This window comes from Streptomyces sp. HPF1205 (assembly GCF_020400825.1).
Classification (GTDB): Bacteria; Actinomycetota; Actinomycetes; order Streptomycetales; family Streptomycetaceae; genus Actinacidiphila.
The window spans coordinates 175,090-199,462 of sequence record NZ_JAINVH010000001.1 but is presented as its reverse complement, the minus strand read 5'-3'; the positions used below and the strand labels follow the sequence as shown (position 1 = coordinate 199,462).

Below are 24,373 nucleotides of genomic sequence, written 5' to 3'. Positions count from 1 at the left end.
CCGACCGAGATGGCAGTGACTCTCGCCGATGTCGCGGCACGCGCCGGGGTCTCCTCGGCGACCGTTTCCAGGGTGCTCAACGGGAACTACCCCGTGGCCGGGAGCACCAGGGAGCGGGTCCAGCGGGCAGTGGCGGAGCTCGACTACGTCGTCAACGGCCAGGCCCGCGCGCTCGCAGCGGCGACATCGGATCTGGTGGGTGTGCTGGTCAACGATGTCGCGGACCCGTTTTTCGGCATCCTTGCCAGCGCGCTGCAGGGCGAGATCGGCGCGGGCGCCGCGGAACCCGGTGGCGGCAAACTCGCCGTCGTCTGCAACACCGGAGGCTCGCCCGAAGCGGAACTGACGTATCTCACCCTTCTCGAACGGCAGCGGGCCGCCGGAGTGGTGCTCACCGGCGGGGCCGTGGAGAGCGAGCGGCACACGGCCGCCGTTTCCTCGCGACTGGCCCGGCTGGCCGCCTCCGGCACCCGGATCGTGCTCTGCGGCCGCCCTCCTCTGGCGCCGCCCGACGAGACGCTGCCGGTCATGACGGTCACTTTCGACAACCGCGGCGGGGCACGCCGACTGACGGAGCACCTGCTGTCACTCGGCCACCGCAGGATCGGCTACGTGGCGGGGCCGGTCGACCGCACGACCACCCGGCACCGCCTGGAGGGCCACCGTGCGGCCCTGGCCGCCCATGGCATCGGTCCGGACACCGACGCCGGGGCGATCTCACTGCGGCTGACCGTGCACGGCGGCTACGACCGCGAGTCCGGATACGACGCCGCCCTGGAACTGCTGCGCAGAGACCCGGAACTGACCGCCGTCGTGGCCGCGAACGACACGGTGGCGCTGGGCGTGTGCGCGGCCCTGCGCGACCGCGGGCTGAGCATCCCCGGCGACGTGTCGGTGGCCGGCTTCGACGACCTCCCGTTCAGCGGGGACGCCAGCCCCGCTCTGACCACGGTCCGCATTCCCCTGGCCGAAGCCGGCGCTCGGGCCGGCCGGCTGGTGATGGGCCGGCAGGCGCCCCCGCCGGGCGGTGTCGCCACCGTGGCCACCGAGCTGATGGTGCGCGGGTCCACCGCGCCGCCCGCGAGCAGCGGTTCCTGAGTTTTCCACAGGCTCACCGAAAGTCCTCCCACGGCGCTCGCCGCCGTTCTACCTTTGACTCAGGCAAAGGAATTCAAGAGGAGGGGCCATGACCGTCCGGGAGATCCGGGACTTCAACCGCTTCTACACCAACCTCATCGGCGCGCTTGACTACAGCCGCCACCTGCACACCCCGTTCACCCTGACCGAGGCGCGGGTGCTGTACGAACTGGCGCACGCGTCGCACACCGACGCGGCCGACCTGCGCGTGGAGCTGTCGCTGGACGCCGGTCACCTGAGCCGGATGCTTGCCAAGTTCGAGGAGCAGCGACTGGTCACGCGCAGGCCGTCGGAGAAGGACGCTCGACGGCAGCGGATAGAGCTGACCTCCCACGGCAGGGAGGCCGCGTCCCTCCTGGAGGAGCGTGCCCAGGAGACGGTCGGCACCCTGGTGGGCCGTATAAAACCACAGGACCGGCCGCGGCTGACCGCGGCGATGCGCACGGTGCAGGACATACTGCACGACAGCGACCGGGCGCCCGCCCGGCCCCGGATCGTCCTGCGCGACACCCGCCCAGGCGACCTGGGCTGGATCATCGAGCGCAACGCCGCGGTGTACGCGACCGAGTACGGCTTCAACGAGGAGTACGAGTCGCTGGTCGCACGCATCGTGGCGGACTTCGCGGCCACCCGGGACCCGGAGCGGGAGGCGGCCTGGATAGCCGAGCTGAACGGCGAGCGGGCCGGGGCTGTGATGTGCGTTCGGGACGAGGCACCGGACACCGCGCGGCTGCGGCTGCTGCTGGTGGATCCGCCTGCCCGGGGCCACGGGATCGGGCGCCGGCTGGTGGACGAATGCATAGCCTTCGCTCGCGCGGCCGGCTACGCCGAACTCGTGCTCTGGACGAATGACATACTTGCCGACGCCCGCAGGATCTACCAGCGCGCGGGCTTCGAACTCGTCGCGAAGAGCCCGCATCACAGCTTCGGCCAGGACCTGGTGGGGCAGGACTGGCGTTTGGATCTGCGAGAGGCGCCGCGGCACGGCTCCGACTCGTGAGTCGCGGCGGGCCGATACCGGGACGGTGGCGAAGGCACGGTACCGAAGGGGGAGGCAATGCCCGTTTCCATGGAGAAGGTGGAGCAGACCGCACCCGGTCTGGTGCGCTTCTACAAACAGGCGGCGGTGAGCCTGCACAAACACCGGCTGTCGGGCGAGCGCGCCGCCGTCTACCTGGTCCTGGACCGGTCGGGAAGCATGCGGGACTTCTATCGCGACGGCACCGTGCAGCACCTCGCCGAGCAGGTCCTGGGACTGGCCGCGCATTTCGACGACGACGGCGTCGTGCCCCTTGTCTTCTTCTCCACCGAGGTGGACGGGATCGCCGAAGTGTCCCTCACCGACTACGCAGGCCGGATCAGCAAGCTCCATGAGGCATACGGCCGCATGGGCCGGACCAACTACGCGGCCGCCATGGAGGCCGTCATCGGTCACCACCAGCGGTCGGGTGCCACCGCGCCGGCGTTCGTGGTGTTCCAGACCGACGGAGGGCCGAGCAGCAAGAGCGCCGCGGTGGAGGTTCTGTGCCGGGCGTCGCGGCTTCCGCTGTTCTGGCAGTTCGTCGGCTTCGGCGACGACGAGTTCCGCTTCTTGCGCCGTTTGGACGAACTGCCGGTACCCGCCAAACGGGTGGTGGACAACGCGGGATTCATCGCCGCGGGCAAGGACCCGAAGGCGATATCCGACGGGCGGCTGTACGACGCGCTGACGGCGGAGTTCCCGGAATGGCTGGCGGCGGCGCGGGCTCAGGGAATCGTGCGGAGCTGATCGCGGTTGACCGGGCCGGACCCGGTGCCTAGTGTCCGGCCAATGAAACTCGCCTTCTCCACCCTCGGGGTTCCCGCACTGCCCGTCGAGCAAGTCGTCCGGCTCGCGTCGGAGCACGGCTACCACGGTGTCGAGCTGCGCGCGAGCAGCGATGAGCCCGTCCACCCGGGATTGTCGGCGGACGAGCGCAGACGGGTTGCCGGGCGGTTCCGGGACGCCGGCGTCGAGATCCTCACGGTGGCCGCCTATGCCCAAGTGGCGGCGGTCGGCGACGACGGTCCGGTCCTCGACGAGATGTCCGCCGCCGTGCGGCTCGCCGCCGACCTGGGTGCCGCCTACGTGCGGGTCCTCCCCGGGGGCGGCGGCCTTCCCGCGCCGGAGGCGGACGCTCTCGCCGCACGGCGACTGGCGGCGATGGCACCCGTCGCTGAGGACCTGGGAGTTCGGGTGCTGCTGGAGACGCACGACTCCCACCGCGCCGGCGCGGACGTGGCACGCGTACTGGGCCTGGTGGGACACAAGTCCGTCGGAGCGATCTGGGACGTCATGCACACGTGGCTGGCCGGGGAGCAGCCGCAGGTCACCTACCCGGCACTGTCCCCGTACCTGGGCTACGTGCAGCTGAAGGACATCGCCTCGGCCGCGGACACCACACCGCTTCCCCTGGGGGCGGGCGTGCTGCCATTGGCCGACACCGTCGAGGTGCTCAGCCGGGCCGACTGGGACGGCTGGCTGTGCTGGGAGTACGAGAAGCGGTGGTATCCCGGGGCCGCGGACCTGGAGGGGCTGCTGGGACCGGCCCGGGAGCACCTGTCGCGGCTGCTGCTGGAGTCGGCCTGACGGCGCCCGGGCAGCGACACACGGTCGGCGTCCCCGGGCGCGTACGGGGAAGTGAGGAACGGAGACGGAGGCATGCTCGATCTCGCGCGGCTGAGGGCGTTGCACGCGGTTCACATACACGGGTCGGTGGGTGCGGCGGCGACGGCTCTCGGGTACACGCCCTCCGCGGTCTCACAACAGATCTCCAAGCTGGAGCGGGAGACGAGGACCGTGCTGCTGGAACGCCAGGGGCGCGGGGTCGCGCTGACGGACGCGGCCCAGTTGCTGGTGTCGACGGCGCAAGAGGTGATGTCGCTGGTCGAGGCGGCCGAGGTCGCCCTGGAGGAGCAGCGGGGCCGGCCGACCGGACGATTGACGGTGGCCGCCTTCCCCACTGCTGCTTGCGGGCTCCTGCCGCCCGTGCTCGCCGAAATGGCAGCGGCCCATCCGCTGCTCGACCTGCGCCTCACCGAGGTCGACGCGCATCTGTCGGTGGATCTCGTGGCGCGGGGCGTGGTCGACCTGGCGGTCGCGCACGACTGGGACATCGCGCCGTTGCCGACACCCGAGGGACTGGAGCGCGCGGTCATCGGCGACGACCGGTGCGACGTGCTGGTACCTGCCGGGCATCCGCTCGCCGGCCGGCGGTCGCTCGTACGCGGCGATCTCGTACGGGAGCGGTGGATCTGCCAGCCGCCCGGGTCCGTGTGCCACGAGTGGCTGGTGCGCACGCTGCGGGAAGCGGGCACCGAGCCGGACATGGCCTACCAAGTGGGCGAGTACCGAACGCAGGTGGCGCTGGTGGCAGCCGGTCTGGGAATCGCGCTCGTGCCGCGGCTCGGGCGGGGCCCTGTGCCGGAGGGCGTCGCGGTGCTGCGCCTGGAGCCGGCGCCAGTGCGGCGACTGTATGCCCTGTGGCGGGCCGGAGCCTCCCGCAGGCCGTCGATCGCGGCGGCGGTCGACACGCTGCGGGCGCACTGGACGACTGACGCCTGACGGTTCCCGGCCGGCCGCTCAGGGCCTGGCCGGGACACGGGAGGACATGCGGACGTCGGCCGTCAGGCGGCTGCCCGCAGTTCGCCGCTGAAGGTGCGCCACAGCTCGGCGTACCGTCCGTCACGGGCCAGCAACTCCTCGTGCGTGCCGTCCTCGACCACGCGGCCGCGGTCGAGCAGCACGACCCGGTCGGCCCGGGCGGCGGTACTCAGCCGGTGGGCGACGACCAGGGTGGTACGCCGCACGGCCAGGCGATCCGCTGCCTGGTTGACCATGGCCTCGGTCGCCAGGTCCAGCGCGGCGGTGGCCTCGTCCAGCAGCAGGATCGCCGGGTCGACGAGTTGGGCGCGCGCGAGGGCTATCAACTGGCGCTGCCCCGCGGACAGGTTACGGCCCCGCTCGGCGACCTGGTGCAGGTAGCCGCCGTCCAGCGTGGCGATCATCGCGTGCGCGCCGACCGCCCGGGCAGCCGCCTCGACCTCGGCGTCCGTCGCGTCCATGCGTCCGTAGGCGATGGCGTCCCGGACAGTGCCCGCGAACAGGTACGGCTCCTGCGGCACGACGCCAAGGCGCCGGCGGTAGCCCGAAAGGTCGAGTTCGCGGATGTCCGTGCCGTCCACGAGCACCGCGCCCGCCGTGGGGTCGTAGAAGCGCGCGACCATCTTCACCAGCGTGGACTTGCCGGCACCAGTCTCGCCGACGAAGGCGACCGTCTGTCCCGCGGGTATGCGCAGGGTCACGCCCGCCAGCGCCTCGGCGCCCTCACCCTCCGCGCCGCCGTAACGGAAGCGCACGTCGCGGAAGGTTATCTCGCCTCGCAACCCGGCGACCGGGCGCGGCCGCTCGGGCGCCGGCGTGGCGGTCGGCTCACGCAGCAGTTCCCGGATGCGGCCCAGGGAGACCGAGGCCTGCTGGTAGCCGTCGAAGACCTGGGAGAGCTGCTGCACGGGTGAGAAGAACAGGTCGATGTAGAGCAGGTACGCCACCAGGGCACCGGCCGTGAGCGTTCCGGCGCTCACCCGGTGGGCGCCCACGATGAGGACCAGGGCCGCGGCGACGCTGGACAGGAACTGGACGAAGGGGAAGTAGACCGAGATCAGGAATTGTCCGCGCAGCCTGGCGTCGCGGTACTCCTCGCTGCGCCGGCGGAAACGCTCCGCGCCGCGCCGCTCGGCTCCGAACGCCTGGACGATGCGCAAACCGGCGACGTGCTCCTGCAGGTCGGCGTTCACGACCGCGACCCGCTCCCGGGCCAGCACGTAGGCCTTCACGGATTTGCGGCGGAACACCCAAGTGGCGGCGACGAGGATCGGCAGCGAGGCGAAGACGAGCAGAGCCAGTTCGACGTCGATGGCCAGAAGCGCCACCAGGATGCCGCCGAAGGTGAGCACACTGACCAGTGCGGTGACCAGGCCGGTCTGCAGGAACGTCGACAGGGCGTCGACGTCCGTGGTCATCCGCGTCATGATGCGGCCGGTCAGTTCGCGCTCGTAGTAGTCCAGCCCCAGCCGGTGCAGGTGGGCGAAGATCTTCACCCGCAGGCTGTAGAGGACGCGCTCCCCCGTGCGGCCGGTGATCAGCGTCGATCCCCATTCGGCGGCCCACTGCGCGAGGACCAGCGCCAGGCCCAGCAGCGACGACGCCCAGACCGCCCCGAGCGCCTCACGGCGGACACCGGCGTCGATGCCGTGCCTGATCAGCACCGGGAGCAGCAGTCCGGCGACGGCGTCGATCGCCACCAGCACGAGACTGACCAGCAAAGGACCCCGGAAGCCCCGCAGCATCCGGCCGAGGCCGAAATCGGGCTCGGCGGCCCGTGCCCGGTTCTCGTCCACGTCAGGGGTGTCCAGGGCGGGTGGCAGTGCCGCGACCTTGGCCAGCAGTTCCGGGGTGGCGGGCATTCCGGCCAGCGCACCCGCCATGCCTCCGCGGCCCTGCCCGCCGGCTCCGCCGGGAACGCCGGAGGCGCCGGCCCCGGCCGCGGCCCCGCCCACGCCCGGCACGTCTCCGTCCTGCGCCCGGCGGTCCTGCGGCCACAGCTCAGGGGTGACCTGGCCGCGATCGTCCGGGCTCCGGCCGGTGCCCTGCGCCCGACCGGCCGCCCCCTTTGTCCCGCCGCCGGTCCCGTCCTCCGATGCCAGGACCTGCTCCGCCTCGGCGCTGACGCTGCCCGCGCCCGCTCCTGCCCCGGTCAGCGCGGCCACTGCGCCGGCCGGGTCCGGCTCGACCACGTCCGCGCCGAGCGCGTCCGGGTCGGTCAGCAGGGCACGGTACAGCGGGCTGCGCTCTTCGAGTTCCTCGTGCGTCCCGATGTCGGACAGCCGCCCGGCGTCAAGGACCGCGATCCGATCGGCGAGTTCGAGCGTGGAACGGCGGTGTGCGATGAGCAGGGTGGTGCGGCCTCGCATGACCTCGCGCAGGGCGTCGAAGATCTCCGCCTCGACCCTGGCGTCGACCGCCGAGGTGGCGTCGTCGAGCAGCAGCAGCCTGGGGTCGGTGAGGATGGCGCGGGCCAGGGCGACGCGCTGCCGCTGGCCGCCGGAGAGAGTGAGGCCCTGTTCACCGACCACCGTGTCGTAACCGTCGGGCAGCGCCATGATGAAGTCGTGGGCCTGGGCGGCGCGAGTCGCGGCTCGGATCTCGTCGTCGGTGGCGTCCGGCTTGCCGAAGGCGATGTTGGCCCGCACGGTGTCGGAGAACAGGAAGCTGTCCTCGGGCACCATGCCGATCGCCGAGCGCAGCGACTCGAAGGTCAGGTCCCGCACGTCGGTGCCGCCGATCCGCACCGCGCCGCCGGTCACGTCGTAGAACCGCGGCAGGAGCAGCGAGACGGTGGACTTCCCCGAGCCCGAGGAACCGACCAGCGCGACGGTCTCCCCAGGGGCGACGCGCAGGCCGAAGCCGTCCAGGACCGGCCGGTCCGCGCTGTAGCCGAAGGTGACCTGGTCGAACTCGACGGTGGCGGGGGCGTCCGGGGACAGCGCTTGCGTGCCCTCCTCCAGGGCGGGCCGGGTGTCGATGAGTTCGAGAACGCGCTCGACGCCCGCCCGGGCCTGCTGGCCGACGGTGAGGATCATGGTGAGCATCCGGACCGGGCCGGTGAGCTGCGCCAAGTAGGTCGAGAAGGCGACGAACGTGCCCAGGGTGATCTCGCCGCGGGTGGCCATCCAGCCGCCCAGGGCGAGCATGCCGACCTGGCCGAGCGAGGGGACCGCCTGGAGAGCCGGGCCGTAGCGGGCGGACAGCCGGATACCGCGCAGCCGGCCGGCGAAGAGCCTGCGGCTGACGGCCTCCAGCTTGTCCATTTCCTGCTGCTCCTGGCCGAAGCCCTTGACCACCCGCACGCCGGTCACGGACCCGTCGACGATTCCGGCAACGGCCGCGGCCTGTCCCTGCGCGTACCAGGTCGCGGGGAACAGGCGCTTGCGCGAGCGGTCCGCGATGAACCACAGGGCCGGCGCGACGGCCAGGGCGACCAGCGTCAGCAGCGGCGAGAGCAGCAGCATGACGACGAGCGAGAGCAGGAACAGCAGCAGGTTGCCCAGCACGACGGGCAGCATGAACAGCAGCCCCTGGATCAGTTGCAGGTCACTCGTCGCACGACCGACGACCTGGCCGGTGCTCAGCTCGTCCTGACGGCGGCCGTCGAGCCGCATGATCGTGCCGAACATGTCGGTGCGCAGGTCGTGCTGGACGTCGAGGGCGAGCCGCCCGCCGTAGTATCTGCGCATGTAGGTCAGGGCGTAGACCACCACGGCCGCGCCGATCAGCGCGGCGGCCCACGGGGCGAGCGGTTTGTCGTGCTTGACGATGACGTCGTCGATGATCAGCTTCGGCACCAGAGGGATCAGGGCGGTGACCGCCATCCCGGCGAGCGACGCCCCGAGCGCGAGCAGCACGCTGCGCTTGTACCGCCAGCAGTACGCGGTCAGCCGCCGGAGCCACCCCGGCTCCGGACCGTTCTTCACCGCTGCTTCCGGCCTCGCCGTCGTCACGCGGTCCTCCCTCCCGTCGTCGCCCGGTCCCGCGGCACTGCCGCCATCCGCTCCGTGGCGACAACACCCCGGGCCGTGCCTTTCATCCTCCCTCATCACATCCAACGACCAAGGTCGCACATGAGTGCGACCTTGGTCGTAGTCTTTTCGGGTGAACTACCCGGTTCAGCGCCCGGCCGCGATCTGCCGGCTCATGATCGTCGTCAGTTCGTAGGCGGTGTGCGAGGCCGCGATCGAGGTGATCTCGGCGTGGTCGTAGGCCGGAGCGACCTCCACCACGTCGGCCGAGACCAGCCTGCGGTCGGCCAGGCCGCGCAGGATCTCCAGCAGTTCACGCGAGGTGAGGCCGCCGGCTTCCGGCGTGCCGGTGCCCGGGGCGTGGGCGGGGTCGAGCACGTCGATGTCGATCGAGATGTAGAGCGGCCGGTCGCCGATCCGCTCCCGCAGCTGCTGGGTGACCTCGTCGACCCCGCGTCGCATGACGTCGGCCGAGGTCACGATGCCGAAACCCATCTTCGCGTCGTCGTCGAGGTCCTTCTTGCCGTACAGCGGGCCGCGGGTGCCGACGTGCGAGAGGGCGGAGGTGTCCAGCAGGCCCTCCTCGACGGCCCGGCGGAACGGTGTGCCGTGCGTGTACGCGGCGCCGAAATAGGTGTCCCAGGTGTCCAGATGCGCGTCGAAGTGCAGCAGCGCGACCGGGCCGTGCCTGCGGGCGACGGCACGCAGCAGAGGCAGCGCGATGGTGTGGTCGCCGCCCAGGGTCACCAGTCGTGCGCCGGTGTCGAGCAGTTCGCCGGCGGCGGCCTGGACGGTCTCGACCGCCTCGTCGATGTCGAAGGGGTTGACGGCGATGTCCCCCGCGTCCGCGACCTGGGCGAGGGCGAAGGGCGCGGCGTCCTGGGCGGGGTTGTACGGGCGCAGGAGCCGGGACGCCTCGCGGACAGCGTTGCCGCCGAAGCGGGCGCCGGGGCGGAAGGAGACGCCGGAGTCGAACGGCACCCCCACCACGGCGACGTCCGTGGTGCCCACCTCGTCCAGCCTCGGCAGGCGGGCGAAGGTCGCGGGTCCTGCGTAGCGCGGTATGCGCGAGGAGTCGACGGGGCCGCGTGGTTCGCTGCTCATGCTGCCTCTTTCCTGCGTGGACTCCGGTAGGAGTACGGGGGCGGGCGTACGGGGTGGGCGCGCGAGGGCGTGTCGCGTGCGCCCAGGACGCCGACCATACGGGCTCTCCCGAACGCGCCGAAATGTACTTTTCCTCCAATCCCTGGCGTCGATTACGCCTTGGCGTCGATGCGGCGGGCGTCGCACGCCCGTGCGGCGGGGCGGGACAATGTCGGCATGCCCATGGATCCCGCGCCCGCCGCGCCCTCGCGCCAGTCCCTCGCCGCTCACCTGGTACGTACCCGTATAGCGGGGGACGTCGCCACCTCCCGGGAGAACAACCTCGACCACTATCGCGAGCTCGCCGAGGGGAACCGGTACTTCTGGCTCGGGTTGGAACTGGGCGACCGCTGGCGGGACCCGGCGGACGTGCTGGAGCTGATGGCCGAGCGCTGCGGTGTCGTCGCCGACCCGGCGCACCGGCGGGGCCAGGACACCATCGACCCCGAACTGACGGTCGACGCGCTGGACCGCATGGCCGCCGTGCTGCACAAGGCCGCGGAGAACACCTCAAGGGTGCTGCTCGCCACCGGTCACCCCGCCGGTCTGTTCGCGGTGCACCACGCGCTGGCCGCCGCCTTGAGAGCCGCCGGCTGCACCCTGGTCGAGCCGAGGGAGAACCTGTACGCGGACGGCGGCGAGATCCGCCACCTGGCGGGGGTCTTCATGCTGCACAGGGGCGCGGGCCTGGTGCACACGCACTCCCCCGACCCCATGCGTGAGATCCTCGTCGCTTTGGAGCGCGAGGGCGAGCCGCAGCCCGACCTGGTGATCGCCGACCACGGCTGGGCGGGATGCGCCGGCGGGCGCGGCATCGACACCGTGGGGTTCGCCGACAGCAACGACCCGGCGCTCTTCGTGGGCGAAGCCGAGGGCAGTCTCCTGGTCACCGTCCCGCTCGACGACAATGTGGCGCCGCACCTGTACGCGCCGATGACCGCCTACCTGCTGGCGGCGGCCGGGCTGGACGCACAGAGCTGATGCCGTTCCGGCGCGGTCGTCACGATCAGTGACGAAGGCGGGGAGCCGAGCCCGCCGCGTCAGGAGCACGGGACGCGAGCAGAGGGTCGTCGGCGGGCTTGCCCCGGGTGCGGAACCAGGCCTGGGAACGGGGCTCGCAGGCGGTGCCGCCGACGGCCCGCGCGCCGCTCCCGGACGCGCGGGCCGGCTCGGACGCGGGATCCTTCACAGGCCCATCGACTTGGCGATGATCGTCTTCATGACCTCGCTGGTGCCGCCGTATATGCGGTTGACACGGTTGTCGGCGTACAGGCGGGCGATCGGGTACTCGTTCATGTACCCGTAGCCGCCGTGGAGCTGGAGGCAGCGGTCGATGACGCGCGAGGCGACCTCGGTGCAGAAGAGCTTGGCGGAAGCGGCGTCGGCGGCGGTCAGCTCACCCTTGTCGTGAGCGTCCAGGGCGCGGTCGACGACTGCCTCGGCGGCGTCGACCTCGGCCTTGCACGCGGCGAGCTCGAACTTGGTGTTCTGGAACGAGGCGACGCTCTGCCCGAAGACGGTGCGCTCCTTGACGTACGTCCGGGCGAAACGGACGGCGGCCGCGGCCTGGGAGTAGGCGCCGACCGCGATGGCGAGGCGCTCCTGGGGAAGGTTCTGGCCGAGGTACGAGAAGCCCTTCCCCTCCTCGCCGAGCAGGTCCTCGACGGGCACCTTGACGTCGGTGAAGGACAGTTCCGCGGTGTCGGACGCCTTCAGGCCGAGCTTGTCGAGTTTGCGGCCGACCGCGTAGCCCGCGGCCTTGGTGTCGACCACGAACAGGGATATGCCGGCCCTGCGGTCCTCGGGGGAGGGCGGCGCGGTGCGGGCGCAGACGATGACGCGGTCGGCGTGGACGCCGCCGGTGATGAAGGTCTTCGCGCCGTTGAGGACGTAGTGACTGCCGTCGGCCGCGAGCCTGGCGGTGGTCTTCATGCCGGCCAGGTCGGAGCCCGTTCCTGGCTCGGTCATGGCGATGGCGAACATGATCTCGCCGCTGACGAAGCCGGGCAGCCACCGCTTCTTCTGCTCGTCCGTGGCATACGCCATCAGGTACGGCAGGCACAGGCCCACGTGGACGCCGCTGCCGCCGAAGCTCACGCCGGCCCGGGCGCACTCCTCGCTGATGACGGCCTGGAACTTGAAGCTGTTCTCCCCCGCGCCGCCGTACTCCTCGGGCACTTCGATACCGAAGACGCCCAGCTCGCCGAGCTTGAAGTAGAAGTCGCGCGGCGCCTGGCCGGCGGTCAGCCATTCGTCGTACACGGGCACGACCTCGGCCTCGATGAAGGCACGTATCGTCTCGCGGAACGCCTCGTGGTCCTCGTTGAACACCGTACGACGCATGGCGCGCCTCCCCTCGACCGGTTAAGCAAGCGCTCAGTAAGTTACCCGCCGGTCCGGTCGGCTGTCCAGGGCCGCAGACCCGCCGGGCCGCCCTCCAGAGCCTCCAGAGCGCTCAGCGCCAGGCGGTGCAGCAGGGCCGCCATGGCCGCCCGGTCGGGTTCCGCGCCCTGCCCACCGAGATGGGGGGTCGAGTTGAGCAGGCCGAACACCGCGTGGACGGCGGCGCGCACCTCCAGCTCCGTGGCGCCGGGATAGACCCGGCGGACCACACCGACCCACTCCTCCACGTACTGCCGCTGAAGCTGGCGGACAAGTTTGCGGTCGGACTCGCGCAGCCGGTCCAGCTCGCGGTCGTGCAGCGTGATGAGGGGACGGTCGTCGATGGCGAAGTCGATGTGCCCCCTGATGAGGGCGTCCAGCGCGCGCAGCGGGTCGGGGGTCTCAGCCACCCGCATACGGCCCGCGGCCAGCAGCCGGTCGCTGATCCCGACGAGCAGCTCGGCGAGCATGGCGTCCTTGCCCGGGAAGTGCCGGTAGAGGCCGGGACCGCTGATGCCGACCGCGGCCCCTATCTCGTCCACGCCGACCCCGTGGAATCCGCGCTCGGCGAAGAGCCGTGCCGCCTCCCTGAGGATCTGCTCGCGCCGGTTTTCCACAGGCTTCGTCGGGTTCATGGGATCGAGTCTAGACAATCCGGTTAGCGGGCGTTAACGTGGAGTCATCACGTTAACGACCGCTAACATCCGGGGGGCCGAACCATGGCAGCACCCGCCCTGTCCAGCGCCGCAGATCCGGCGTCGGAGGCGTACCGCGCCAACGTCCAGGCGCACACCGCGCTCAGCGCCGCGCTGCGCGACAAGCTCGCCGCCGCCCGGCTCGGCGGCGGCGAGAGGGCCCGCGCGCGGCACACCGCCCGGGGCAAACTGCTGCCCCGGGACCGGGTCGACGGGCTGCTGGACCCCGGCTCGCCCTTTCTCGAACTGGCGCCACTGGCCGCCGACGGAATGTACGACGGGCAGGCCCCGGCAGCGGGCGTGATCGCCGGTATCGGACGGGTCTCCGGGCACGAGGTGGTCGTGGTGGCGAACGACGCCACGGTCAAGGGCGGCACCTATTACCCGATCACGGTGAAGAAGCATCTGCGCGCCCAGGAGGTCGCGCTCGACAACCGACTGCCGTGCGTCTATCTGGTGGACTCCGGCGGCGCCTTCCTCCCCCGGCAGGACGAGGTGTTTCCCGACCGCGACCACTTCGGGCGGATCTTCTACAACCAGGCCACCATGTCAGCCCGCGGCATCCCGCAGATCGCCGCGGTCATGGGTTCCTGCACGGCGGGCGGTGCCTACGTCCCCGCGATGAGCGATGAAGCGGTGATCGTGCGCGGCCAGGGGACGATCTTCCTCGGCGGGCCACCCCTGGTGAAGGCCGCCACCGGGGAGGTCGTGACGGCGGAGGAGCTGGGCGGCGGCGAGGTGCACGCCCGGACCTCGGGCGTCACCGACCACCTGGCCGAGGACGACGCGCACGCCCTCAGCATCGTCCGCGACATCGTGGCCACCCTGCCGGCCAAGGGCGCCCCGCCGTGGCAGGTGCGGCCGGCCGAACCGCCCGCGGTGGATCCCGCGGAGCTCTACGGGGTGGTGCCGGTGGACTCCCGCACCCCCTACGACGTGCGCGAGGTGATCGCCCGGCTGGTGGACGGCAGCCGCTTCGCGGAGTTCAAGGCGGAGTACGGCACGACGCTGGTCACGGGATTCGCCCACGTCCAGGGGCACCAGGTGGGCATCGTCGCGAACAACGGCATCCTGTTCGCCGAGTCGGCCCTCAAGGGCGCGCACTTCATCGAGCTGTGCGACCAGCGCGGCATCCCGCTGGTGTTCCTGCAGAACATCTCCGGCTTCATGGTGGGCCGGCAGTACGAGGCGGGCGGCATCGCCAAGCACGGGGCGAAGATGGTGACGGCGGTGGCGTGCGCGCGGGTGCCCAAGCTGACGGTGGTAATCGGCGGTTCCTACGGTGCCGGCAACTACTCGATGTGCGGCCGGGCCTACAGCCCCCGGTTCCTGTGGATGTGGCCCAACGCCAAGATCTCGGTAATGGGCGGCGAGCAGGCCGCCTCCGTGCTGGCCACCGTCAAGCGCGACCAACTGGCCGCCGCCGGACAGAAGTGGAGCGAGGAGGAAGAGGAGGCGTTCAAGGCCCCGGTCAGGGAGCAGTACGAGACGCAGGGCAACGCCTACTACGCCACCGCCAGGTTGTGGGACGACGGAGTGATCGACCCGCTGGAGACCCGCACCGTGCTGGGCCTGGCCCTGACGGCGTGCGCCAACGCCCCACTGCCCGCCGCCGATCCGACCGCGCCGGGCTACGGCGTCTTCCGGATGTGAGGGCCATGACGACCACGACGAGGCGGAGCAGCATGTTCGACACCGTTCTGGTGGCCAACCGCGGCGAGATCGCGGTGCGGGTCCTGCGCACCCTGCGGGAGCTCGGGGTGCGTTCGGCGGCCGTGTTCACCGCGGCGGACGCGGGTGCCCGGCACGTCGCGGAGGCGGACACCGCGGTGCGGGTGGACAGTTACCTCTCGGCCGGCGAACTGGTGCGGGCCGCCGGCGCCGCCGGAGCCCAGGCGGTGCACCCCGGCTACGGCTTCCTGGCGGAGAACGCGGGCTTCGCCAGGGCCTGCGCCCAGGCGGGGCTGGTCTTCATCGGACCGCCCGCCGAGGCGATCGAGCTGATGGGCGACAAGATCCGGGCCAAGGAGACGGTTCGGGCCGCGGGAGTGCCGGTGGTGCCCGGCAGCAGCGGCAGCGGCCTGTCCGACGCCGAACTCGCCGAAGCGGCGCGCGCGATCGGGCTGCCGGTGCTGCTCAAGCCCTCGGCGGGTGGCGGCGGCAAGGGCATGCGGCTGGTGAGGGACGAGGCGATGCTGGCCGAGGAGATCGCGGCGGCGCGCCGGGAGGCCCGCGGATCGTTCGGGGACGACACCCTGCTGGTGGAGCGGTGGATCGAACGGCCACGGCACATCGAGATCCAGGTGCTGGCCGACGGGCACGGCAATGTGGTCCACCTGGGAGAGCGGGAGTGCTCGCTGCAGCGGCGCCACCAGAAGGTGATCGAGGAGGCGCCCTCGGTTCTGCTGGACCCCGCGACCCGGGAGGCGATGGGCGAGGCCGCGGTGCGTGCGGCCCGCTCCTGCGGCTACACCGGGGCGGGCACGGTGGAGTTCATCGTGCCGGGGGCGGACCCGGGCGCGTACTGCTTCATGGAGATGAACACCCGGCTCCAGGTGGAGCACCCGGTCACCGAACTGGTGACGGGGATCGACCTGGTGGCATGGCAGTTGCGGGTGGCGTGCGGGGAGCGGCTCGACTTCGGCCAGCAGGACGTCACGCTCACCGGCCACGCGGTCGAGGCCCGGATCTGCGCGGAGACGGCCAGGGCCGCTGAAGGCCGGGTGGACTTCCTGCCGTCGGCGGGCACCGTGCTGCGGCTGGTGGAGCCGTCCGGCCCCGGAGTGCGCGTGGACTCGGGGCTGGCGCCGGGCACCGAAGTGGGTACCGCCTACGACCCGATGCTGGCCAAGGTGATCGCGCACGGGCCGGACCGGGCGACCGCACTGCGCCGGCTGCGGGCCGCTCTCGCCGGGACCGTGGTGCTGGGCGTGGACACCAACACCGGGTTCCTGCGCCGTCTGCTCGCCCACCCCGCGGTGGCGGCGGGCGAGCTGGACACCGGGCTCATCGACCGGGACGCGGCGGGGCTGCTGGAGGCCGGTGTGCCCGACGAGGTGTACGAGGCGGCGGCGCTGCTGCGGCAGGAGTCGCTGGCCGCCGGGCCCGCGCGGGACGGCTGGACCGACCCGTTCTCGGTGCCCAGCGGCTGGCGCCTGGGCGGCGAGCCCGCCTGGACGGTGCACCACCTGCGGGTGCCGGGGCACGACCCGGTGACGGTGCGGGTTCGGGACGGTCAGGTGCGGATCGGGGACGCGCCGCCCGTGGCGGCCCGGGTGTCCGTGGACGGGGAGCGGGTGCTGCTGCACCGCGAGGGCACGGTCACCGCCTTCCACCACGCCGGTGAGTGGCTGGGCCGGGACGGCGACGTCTGGTGGGTGCGGCCGTACGACCCGGTGGCGGCGGCTCTGCGCGGTGCGGCGGCCGGTGCGGGGGGCGGCGCCCTGACGGCGCCGATGCCGGGCACGGTCACGGTGCTGAAGGTCGCCAAGGGTGACGAGGTCGTGGCCGGTCAGAGCCTGCTGGTAGTGGAGGCGATGAAGATGGAGCACGTGATCACCGCCCCGCACGACGGGACGGTCTCGGAGATCGACGTCACCGTGGGGGCGGCGGTGGCGATGGACCAGGTGCTGGCGGTGGTGACGCCTCTGGCAGCCGAGGCCGGGCCGCACGACGACGGATCCGGGGTCGGCGCCGGGAATCCCGTCGAGCCGGTCGGGGAGGGAGCATGACCGAGGCAGCGAAGGCGGCCCGGGCCGCGGTCGGGCGAGCCGGGGCCGACGCGGCCCGGTCCGGCCGACCGCAAGCCGGCGGCACCGGCACCGGCGAGGCCGGGGTCAGCGGCACCCGCACCGGCGAGGCAGGGGCCGGCGGCAGCCGCACCGGCGGGGCCGGGGCCGGTGGGCCTCAAGGGGGCGGAGCGCAGGGGGCCGGGGCGCGGGAGGGGGGCGGGCCGGTCGAGTCGGGGCTGCCGATGACCGTGCCCATGGACGGGCTGCCGGAGCGGGTGCGGATCCACGAGGTAGGGGCGCGCGACGGGCTGCAGAACGAGAAGGCGACCGTGCCGACCGAGGTGAAGGCCGAGTTCGTGCACCGGTTGGCCGACGCCGGACTGACCACGATCGAGGCGACCAGTTTCGTGCACCCCAAGTGGGTCCCGCAGTTGGCGGACGCCGGGGAGCTGATGCCGCTGCTGGCCGACCTCGCCGGGCGGCGGGACCCGCAAGTGCGGCTGCCGGTGCTGGTGCCCAATGAACGCGGCCTCGACCGCGCGCTGGAGATGGGCGTGCGGGAGATCGCGGTGTTCGGCAGCGCCACCGAGTCCTTCGCCCGGGCGAACCTGAACCGTACGGTCGACGAGTCGCTGGCGATGTTCGAGCCGGTGGTGTCCCGGGCGAAGGCGGCAGGTGCGCGAGTGCGGGGCTATCTGTCGATGTGCTTCGGCGACCCGTGGGAGGGCCCGGTCCCGGTCGGCCAAGCGGCGGCGGTGGCCCGCAGGCTGTACGAACTGGGCTGCGACGAGCTGAGCCTGGGCGACACCATCGGTGTGGCCACACCCGGCCATGTGGCGGCGCTCCTCGCGGAGTTGACCGGTGGTTCGACCGGTGGCGGGACCGCCGGGGAGGGCGGCGCCGTCCCGGTGGAGCGGATCGCGGTCCACTTCCACGACACCTACGGCCAGGCGCTGTCCAACACACTGGCCGCGCTGCGGCTCGGCGTCACCGTGGTGGACGCCTCGGCGGGCGGGCTCGGCGGGTGCCCGTACGCCAAGAGCGCCACCGGCAACCTCGCCACAGAAGACCTCGTCTGGATGCTGAACGGGCTGGGCATCCACACCGGGGTCGACATCGTCCGCCTCAGCGCCACAAGCGCCTGGATGGCGGAGCACCTGGGACGGCCGAGCCCGTCCCGTACCGTCCGCGCCCTGACCCACCAGGAGCAGTAGCCATGGCATTCGACCACCGACTGTCCGACGAGCACGAGGAGCTGCGGGCGACCGTGGCCCGGTTCGCGCAGGATGTCGTCGCCCCGAAGATCGGCGAGTTCTACGAGCAGGAGGAGTTCCCGTACGAGATCGTGCGGGAGATGGGGCGGATGGGGCTGTTCGGGCTGCCGTTCCCCGAGGAGTACGGCGGGATGGGCGGGGACTACTTCGCGCTGGGCCTGGCGCTGGAGGAGCTCGCCCGGGTGGACTCGTCGGTGGCGATCACCCTGGAGGCGGGGGTGTCGCTGGGCGCGATGCCGGTGTTCAGGTTCGGTACGGAGGAGCAGAAGCGGACCTGGCTGCCGAAGCTGTGCTCGGGGGAGATGCTGGGCGCGTTCGGGCTGACGGAGCCGGGGGGCGGTTCCGACGCCGGGGCCACCCGGACCACGGCCCGGTTGGACGAGGCGACCGGCGAGTGGGTCATCAACGGCACGAAGTGCTTCATCACCAATTCAGGTACCGACATCACCGGCCTGGTCACGGTGACGGCGGTGACCGGGCGGAAGGACGACGGAAGGCCGCTGATCTCGTCGATCATCGTGCCGGCCGGGACGCCCGGCTTCACCGTGTCGAAGAAGTACAGCAAGGTCGGGTGGAACGCCTCGGACACCCGCGAGCTGTCCTTCACCGACTGCCGGGTGCCGGCCGCGAACCTGCTGGGCGAGGAGGGCCGGGGGTACGCGCAGTTCCTGCGGATCCTGGACGAGGGGCGGATCGCGATCTCCGCGTTGGCGACCGGCCTGGCGCAGGGCTGCGTGGACCAGTCGGTGGAGTACGCGCGGACCCGGGAGGCCTTCGGCCGGCCGATCGGGGCGAATCAGGCGATCCAGTTCAAGCTGGCGGACATGGAGATGCGGGCGCACACGGCACGGCTGGCCTGGCGGGACGCGGCCTCGCGGCTGGTGCGGGGTGAGCCGTTCAAGAAGGAGGCGGCGCTGGCGAAGCTGTACTCGTCGGAGATCGCGGTGACGAACGCGCGGGAGGCCACCCAGATCCACGGCGGCTACGGGTTCATGAACGAGTACCCGGTGGCGCGGATGTGGCGGGACTCGAAGATCCTGGAGATCGGCGAGGGCACGAGCGAGGTCCAGCGGATGCTCATCGCACGGGAGTTGGGGGTGACGGCCTGAGGGGCGGGCCTCACCCGGCACCGGCGCCCCCGCCAGGACCCGCGCGCTGCCAGGGCCCGCGCCCCCGCCAGGACCCGCGGCCGGGCTGACGCCGGTGACCGCTCAGGGCCAGTCGACCTGCGGCGAGCGGTAGTAGTCGATGCCGGCGGCGGTCCAGCGCGGGGCCTGGGCCGCGAGCCGCACCCGGTAGGCGGCCCAGTCGTGGGTGGCCGCGGGGGACCAGCCGATCTCGGCGATCCCGGGCAGCCGCGGGAAGGTCATGTACTCCAGTTGCGGGGTCGTGGCGAGCGTCTCCGTCCACAGCGCCGCCTCGACGCCGTGGACGGCGCCCGCGGGCATGCCGGTCAGGTAGGTAGCCGGGTCCCAGTCGTAGGAGTCGCGCACCTCCACCGTGCCGGCCCAGGTCAGGCCCGGCACGGTGGCCGGGGTGTACTTCATGTCGAGGTACGCCTTGTTCGCCGGTGACATGATCACTCCGGTCCCGGCCCGGGCGGCGGCCACCACCTGGGCCTGGTCGCCGCCGGTGCCCCAGTACTGGGCGAGGGCGCCGGGCACGGGGTGGGCCGCGTCGATCTGGTGCCAGCCGATGACCTTCTTCCCGTACGATCCGGCGATCCGCTGGACCCGGTCGACGAAGGTCACGTAGTCGGCCCGGCTCGTGGCGTGGGCCTCGTCGCCGCCGATGTGCAGGTACGGGCCGGGGGTGAGGGCGGCCACCTCGCGCAGTACGTCGGACTCGAAGTCGTAGGTCCGTTCCAGGCCTACGCACAGGGAGCTGAAGCCCACCTTGGTGCCGGTGTAGAGCGGGGGCGCGACGCCGTCGCAGTTGAGGCCGGCGTACGAGGCCAGGGCCGCGTTGGTGTGGCCGGGGCCGTCGATCTCGGGGACGACGGTCAGGAAGCGGTCGGCGGCGTAGCGGACGACCTCGCGGTAGTCGGCTTGCGTCCAGTAGCCGCCGGGGCCGCCGCCGACCTCGATGGAGCCGCCGTAGGAGGCCAGCCGGGGCCAGGAGGCGATGGCGATACGCCAGCCCTGGTCGTCGGTGAGATGCAGGTGCAGGACGTCGAACTTGTACCGGGCCAGCTCGTCGATGTACCGCTCGACCTGCGCCACGGTCAGGAAGTGCCGGGCGAGGTCGAGCATCATGCCGCGGTAGGCGTACCGCGGCATGTCGGTGATGTCGGCGTCGGGCACGATCCAGGCCGCGTGCGCGACGGCCGTCCGGCTCTCGATCGCGGCCGGCAGGAGCTGGCGCAGGGTCTGCACGCCGTGGAAGAGCCCGGCGGCGGTACGGGCGGCGATGACGACGGACCGGGGGCCGGTACGCAGCCGGTAGCCCTCGTCGCCGAGCGGGCGGTCGCCGGTCAGCAGGGTGAGCACGATGCCTTGGGCTCTCCTCGCGCCCCGTCCCGCGCCAGTTGCCGTTGCCGCGCCCGTTGCCGTTCCGTCCGTTCCGGTTTCCGCGCCCGCACCCGCTCCCCTGCCCGTCTCGACCGGCAGGGCGTAGCCGGTGGCGGGCCGCAGCAGCCCGGCCGCGTATTCGGCGACGCGCCGGGCCCGCGCGTCACCGCCCGCCACGACGACGTGGCTGTCCGCCGTGATCCGGTACGCACCCCCGCCCGGCCGAACGGCCGCCGGGACGGGGATCACCCGGCCGGAGACGGTCCGGACCGCCGAGCCGCCCGTTCCCGAGGCGGAGCCGCCCGTTCCCGAGGCCGAGCCGCCCGAGCCGCCCGTACGCGTGGCCTGGGCAGAAGCCCGCGCCGCCACCGGGCCGCCCGCCACCGACGCCCCAGCCACCCGCGCCCCCGCGGCCGACGCACCCGCGGCCAGCATCACCGCGCACAGCAGCACCCGCGTCCGCGCCCCCCGCGGCACCCTCACCGACACCCCCCGCGGCACCCTCACCGGCGCACCCCGCCCGGCCCTCACCACCGCACCCCGCCCGGCCCTCGCCACCGCACCCCGCCCCATCCGCGGCAGCCTCAGGGCGTCCAGTCGTCTCATCCCCCGATGACATCGCCGCCCTACCGGCCGGTCAAGGTACGTACCCGCGGCCGGGCCGAGCCCACCCGTGCGCTGGACACGAATCACCCGTTCAGCCGAGGATATGCGGAGCTCCTGCCCGAAATCGGGCAGAATTCTTGCAAAGCAAAGATGATCACATCAGTATCAACGGGTGCTCGAACGCCGGACGACCTACGAAGACCTGATCGACCACTTGGTGCGTACCACGCCGCTCGGACGCGGCGAGGCAGGCCGGGTGGTCCTGGACGTCCTGGCGTACTTCGACGAGACGACCGAGGAGTTCGTCCGCCGCAGACACCGCGAGCTCCAGGGCAAGGGCCTGGTCAACGCGGAGATCTTCGAGCGGATCGGCGAGGAGCTGCCGCACCGGGCCGTGGCCCCGGCCACGCTCTCGCTGCGCCAGCTCCGCCGCATCGTCTACGGCTGAAGCGGCCGCCGGGCACATCTGACAGAAGTGAACGACCGAGAGGGACGGACGGCACATGTGCGGAATCGTCGGATACATCGGCAGGCGCGACGTGGCGCCCCTGCTGCTGGAGGGGCTGCAGCGGCTGGAGTACCGGGGCTACGACTCGGCGGGCGTCGTCATCACCGGGAAGTCCGGCGATCTGCGGACCGTCAAGGCCAAGGGCAGGGTCCGCGAGCTGGAGTCCCGCATCCCGAAGCGCTTCGCCGGCACCACCGGCATCGCGCACACCCGGTGGGCCACCCACGGCGCCCCGAGTGACGAGAACGCGCACCCGCACCTGGACGGCGAGGGCCGCGTGGCGGTCGTCCACAACGGCATCATCGACAACGCCTCCGAGCTGCGCGCCAAGCTCGTCGCCGACGGCGTGACCTTCGTCTCCGAGACCGACACCGAGGTGCTCGCCCACCTGATCGGCCGCTCCGAGGCCGAGACGCTGGAGCAGCGGGTCAGCGAGGCGCTGCGGGCGATCGAGGGCACGTACGGCATCGCGGTGCTGCACCAGGACTTCCCGGACCGGATCGTGGTGGCCCGCAACGGCTCGCCCGTGGTGCTGGGCATCGGCGAGAAGGAGATGTTCGTCGCCTCGGACGTGGCCGCGCTCGTCGCCCACACCCGCCAGGTGGTCACCCTCGCGGACGGCGAGATGGCCACGCTGAAGGCCGACGACTTCCGCACGTACACCCGTGAGGGCTCCAGCACGACGGCCACGCCGACCACGGTGGAGTGGGAGGCCGAGTCGTACGACATGGGCGGCCACGACACCTACATGCACAAGGAGATCGTCGAGCAGGTCGAGGCCGTGGACCGGGTGCTGCGCGGGCGCATCGACGACCGGTTCGCCACCGTGCACCTGGGCGGGCTCAACCTGGACGCCGGCGAGGCGCGGCGGGTGCGGCGGATCAAGATCCTCGGCTGCGGCACCAGCTATCACGCGGGGCAGATCGGCGCGCAGCTCATCGAGGAGCTGGCCCGTATCCCCGCGGACGCCGAGCCGGCCTCGGAGTTCCGCTACCGCAACCCGGTGGTGGACCCCGACACGCTGTACGTGGCGGTGTCGCAGTCCGGTGAGACCTACGACGTGCTCGCCGCCGTGCAGGAGCTCAAGCGCAAGGGTGCGCGGGTGCTGGGCGTGGTCAACGTGGTGGGCTCGGCGATCGCCCGCGAGGCGGACGGCGGCACGTACGTGCACGCCGGGCCCGAGGTGTGCGTGGTGTCCACCAAGTGCTTCACCAACACCGTGGTGGCCTTCGCGCTGCTGGCGCTGCACCTGGGCCGGATCCGGGACCTGTCGGTGGCCGACGGCCGGCGCATCATCGAGGGGCTGCGGCGACTGCCCGGCCAGATCGACGAGATCCTCAAGGGCGAGGCGGAGATCAAGAAGCTGGCCCAGGAGTTCGCGAACGCGAAGTCGATGCTGTTCATCGGCCGGGTGCGTGGCTACCCGGTGGCCCGCGAGGCGTCGCTGAAGCTCAAGGAGGTCTCGTACATCCACGCCGAGGCGTACCCGGCCAGTGAGCTCAAGCACGGGCCGCTCGCGCTGATCGAGCCGGCGATGCCGACGGTGGCGATCGTGCCGGACGACGACCTGCTGGAGAAGAACCGGGCCGCGATGGAGGAGATCAAGGCGCGCAGCGGCCGGATCCTCGCCGTCGCTCACCAGGAGCAGGAGAAGGCGGACCACACGATCGTGGTGCCGAAGAACGAGGACGAGCTCGACCCGATCCTCATGGGCATCCCGCTGCAGCTCTTCGCCTACCACACGGCCCTGGCGCTGGGCCGCGACATCGACAAGCCGCGGAACCTGGCGAAGTCGGTCACGGTCGAGTAGCCGCGGCTCGTACGCGCGTACGAGGGGGTCTCCGCCGATCGGTGGAGGCCCCTTTTGCTGCCGCCGGCTCGCCTATGGGACGACGACCACCGGGCGCTGGGCGCGGCGGGCCAGGCGGCCGGCCACCGAGCCGAAGATGCGGCCCGCCAGGCCGTGGGTGCCGCCGACGACGATGGCGTCCGCCTCGTACTCCCGGCCGACTTCCTCCAGCTCGTGGCAGATGTCGCCGCCCCGCTCCACCAGCACCCAGGAGATCTCGGCGAGGTGGTCGGCGCACGACAGCTCCAGGCCCAGTACCTCGGTGCGGTGGTCGGGCACGTCGACGAAGACGGGGGGCTCGCAGCCTGCCCAGACGGTGGCGGGCAGCCGGTTGGCGACGTGCACGATGATCAGCGACGAGTGGTTCCTGCGGGCCATCCCGATGGCGTACGACAGGGCCCGCTCGCTGGAGACGGAGCCGTCGAAGCCCACCACGACACCGTGGCGGAAGGCCGGGTCGCAGGCGTGCCGCGACGCGGGAGCCGGCTCGGGAACGGCCGCCGATTCGGCGAGCGGCCTGCCGTCGGCGGACTCGGGAAACTCATGACCGGCCATGATGCGGATTCTCGGCGAGGGCGGCGCTGGAGCGCCGAGCAGCGGACACGAATGTTGAGGCGGAGCGGGCCGGCAGCGCCGCCGGTTTCGGCCGGTTCGCCACTTCCCGTCCCACCTCCTCCAGAGTACGGCCGTTAAGTCCGCCTGCACAGACCGGACGGGGCCTTCACAGGCTGTCGTACCCCGAGTTCCCTGGAGAATGCCGGAGTGCGGCCGTCAGCGCAACGCCATCACGCCAACCCGTGTCTTCCCGCCAACGCAGAGCACGGCCCGGCGCACGGGCGCACACCGGGGGCGCACCGGTCGCACGCCGTCGATCAGGCACTCAGCGCCCCGGCCGGCGGCCACTGAACGCCTTTAGCGCGCACGCGCGTTCCGAACGGCGAT

18 protein-coding genes are annotated in these 24,373 nt (G+C 72.1%); 12 read left to right on the top strand and 6 right to left on the bottom strand.

The features are described from left to right. Positions 1-9: 9 nt before the first annotated feature. The 5 genes from K7G61_RS00830 (at position 10) to K7G61_RS00810 (ending at position 4,720) form a co-directional block, all read left to right on the top strand. Positions 10-1,098 carry a LacI family DNA-binding transcriptional regulator gene (locus K7G61_RS00830; protein WP_225844513.1) on the top strand — a complete coding sequence of 363 codons (1,089 nt, stop codon included), beginning with the start codon at positions 10-12 and terminating at the stop codon, positions 1,096-1,098. An 88-nt stretch (positions 1,099-1,186) separates the two neighbouring features. Then, on the top strand, positions 1,187-2,137 hold the full coding sequence (locus K7G61_RS00825) for a bifunctional helix-turn-helix transcriptional regulator/GNAT family N-acetyltransferase (RefSeq protein WP_225844512.1): 951 nt from the start codon (positions 1,187-1,189) through the stop codon (positions 2,135-2,137). 57 nt (positions 2,138-2,194) lie between these two features. Further along, entirely contained in the window at positions 2,195-2,905 is a 711-nt protein-coding gene (locus K7G61_RS00820; RefSeq protein WP_225844511.1) for a VWA domain-containing protein, read from the top strand. A gap of 42 nt (positions 2,906-2,947) precedes the next feature. After that, entirely contained in the window at positions 2,948-3,745 is a 798-nt protein-coding gene (locus tag K7G61_RS00815; RefSeq protein WP_225844510.1) for a sugar phosphate isomerase/epimerase, read from the top strand. A 72-nt stretch (positions 3,746-3,817) separates the two neighbouring features. Continuing rightward, positions 3,818-4,720, top strand: a complete 903-nt coding sequence (locus tag K7G61_RS00810; RefSeq protein WP_225844509.1) for a LysR family transcriptional regulator — start codon at positions 3,818-3,820, stop codon at positions 4,718-4,720. Between the two features lie 62 nt (positions 4,721-4,782). Here the strand turns inward: K7G61_RS00810 and K7G61_RS00805 are convergent, their stop codons facing one another. Both K7G61_RS00805 and speB read right to left on the bottom strand, forming a co-directional pair. Beyond that, entirely contained in the window at positions 4,783-8,811 is a 4,029-nt protein-coding gene (locus tag K7G61_RS00805) for an ABC transporter ATP-binding protein (protein ID WP_374204015.1), read from the bottom strand. 69 nt (positions 8,812-8,880) lie between these two features. Then, complete coding sequence (speB, locus tag K7G61_RS00800; RefSeq protein WP_225844507.1) at positions 8,881-9,837, bottom strand: agmatinase; 957 nt, start codon at positions 9,835-9,837, stop codon at positions 8,881-8,883. A gap of 216 nt (positions 9,838-10,053) precedes the next feature. On the opposite strand from speB, the gene K7G61_RS00795 reads away from it, so the two are divergent. Continuing rightward, positions 10,054-10,857, top strand: coding sequence for a phosphatase (locus tag K7G61_RS00795; RefSeq protein ID WP_225844506.1), 804 nt, complete (start codon positions 10,054-10,056; stop codon positions 10,855-10,857). Positions 10,858-11,061: 204 nt separating this feature from the next. On the opposite strand, the gene K7G61_RS00790 is transcribed toward K7G61_RS00795, so the two are convergent. Next, entirely contained in the window at positions 11,062-12,219 is a 1,158-nt protein-coding gene (locus K7G61_RS00790; RefSeq protein ID WP_225844505.1) for an acyl-CoA dehydrogenase family protein, read from the bottom strand. A gap of 41 nt (positions 12,220-12,260) precedes the next feature. Then, complete coding sequence (locus K7G61_RS00785) at positions 12,261-12,893, bottom strand: TetR/AcrR family transcriptional regulator (protein ID WP_225844504.1); 633 nt, start codon at positions 12,891-12,893, stop codon at positions 12,261-12,263. Between the two features lie 84 nt (positions 12,894-12,977). On the opposite strand from K7G61_RS00785, the gene K7G61_RS00780 reads away from it, so the two are divergent. The 4 genes from K7G61_RS00780 to K7G61_RS00765 all read left to right on the top strand — a co-directional run bounded on the left by K7G61_RS00780 (position 12,978) and on the right by K7G61_RS00765 (position 19,067). Further along, positions 12,978-14,606, top strand: coding sequence for a carboxyl transferase domain-containing protein (locus K7G61_RS00780; protein WP_225844503.1), 1,629 nt, complete (start codon positions 12,978-12,980; stop codon positions 14,604-14,606). A gap of 32 nt (positions 14,607-14,638) precedes the next feature. After that, positions 14,639-16,684, top strand: coding sequence for a biotin carboxylase N-terminal domain-containing protein (locus K7G61_RS00775; RefSeq protein ID WP_225844817.1), 2,046 nt, complete (start codon positions 14,639-14,641; stop codon positions 16,682-16,684). A gap of 242 nt (positions 16,685-16,926) precedes the next feature. Next, positions 16,927-17,898 carry a hydroxymethylglutaryl-CoA lyase gene (locus K7G61_RS00770; protein WP_225844815.1) on the top strand — a complete coding sequence of 324 codons (972 nt, stop codon included), beginning with the start codon at positions 16,927-16,929 and terminating at the stop codon, positions 17,896-17,898. Between the two features lie 2 nt (positions 17,899-17,900). Continuing rightward, positions 17,901-19,067: an acyl-CoA dehydrogenase family protein gene (locus tag K7G61_RS00765; protein ID WP_225844502.1), complete on the top strand. Its 1,167-nt coding sequence runs from the start codon at positions 17,901-17,903 to the stop codon at positions 19,065-19,067. A gap of 102 nt (positions 19,068-19,169) precedes the next feature. On the opposite strand, the gene K7G61_RS00760 is transcribed toward K7G61_RS00765, so the two are convergent. Next, positions 19,170-20,903, bottom strand: coding sequence for a beta-N-acetylhexosaminidase (locus K7G61_RS00760; protein WP_225844813.1), 1,734 nt, complete (start codon positions 20,901-20,903; stop codon positions 19,170-19,172). Between the two features lie 343 nt (positions 20,904-21,246). Here K7G61_RS00760 and K7G61_RS00755 point away from each other — a divergent pair, with 343 nt between their 5' ends. Together K7G61_RS00755 and glmS are read left to right on the top strand one after the other, a co-directional pair. Next, the gene (locus tag K7G61_RS00755) at positions 21,247-21,522 is read left to right on the top strand and encodes a hypothetical protein (protein WP_225844501.1); all 276 of its coding nucleotides are present in this window, start codon (positions 21,247-21,249) and stop codon (positions 21,520-21,522) included. A 55-nt stretch (positions 21,523-21,577) separates the two neighbouring features. Next, positions 21,578-23,392, top strand: a complete 1,815-nt coding sequence (gene glmS / locus K7G61_RS00750) for a glutamine--fructose-6-phosphate transaminase (isomerizing) (RefSeq protein ID WP_225844500.1) — start codon at positions 21,578-21,580, stop codon at positions 23,390-23,392. A 72-nt stretch (positions 23,393-23,464) separates the two neighbouring features. Here glmS and K7G61_RS00745 read toward each other — a convergent pair whose 3' ends face one another. Then, positions 23,465-23,986 carry a universal stress protein gene (locus K7G61_RS00745; protein WP_225844499.1) on the bottom strand — a complete coding sequence of 174 codons (522 nt, stop codon included), beginning with the start codon at positions 23,984-23,986 and terminating at the stop codon, positions 23,465-23,467. Between the last annotated feature and the right edge of the window lie 387 nt (positions 23,987-24,373).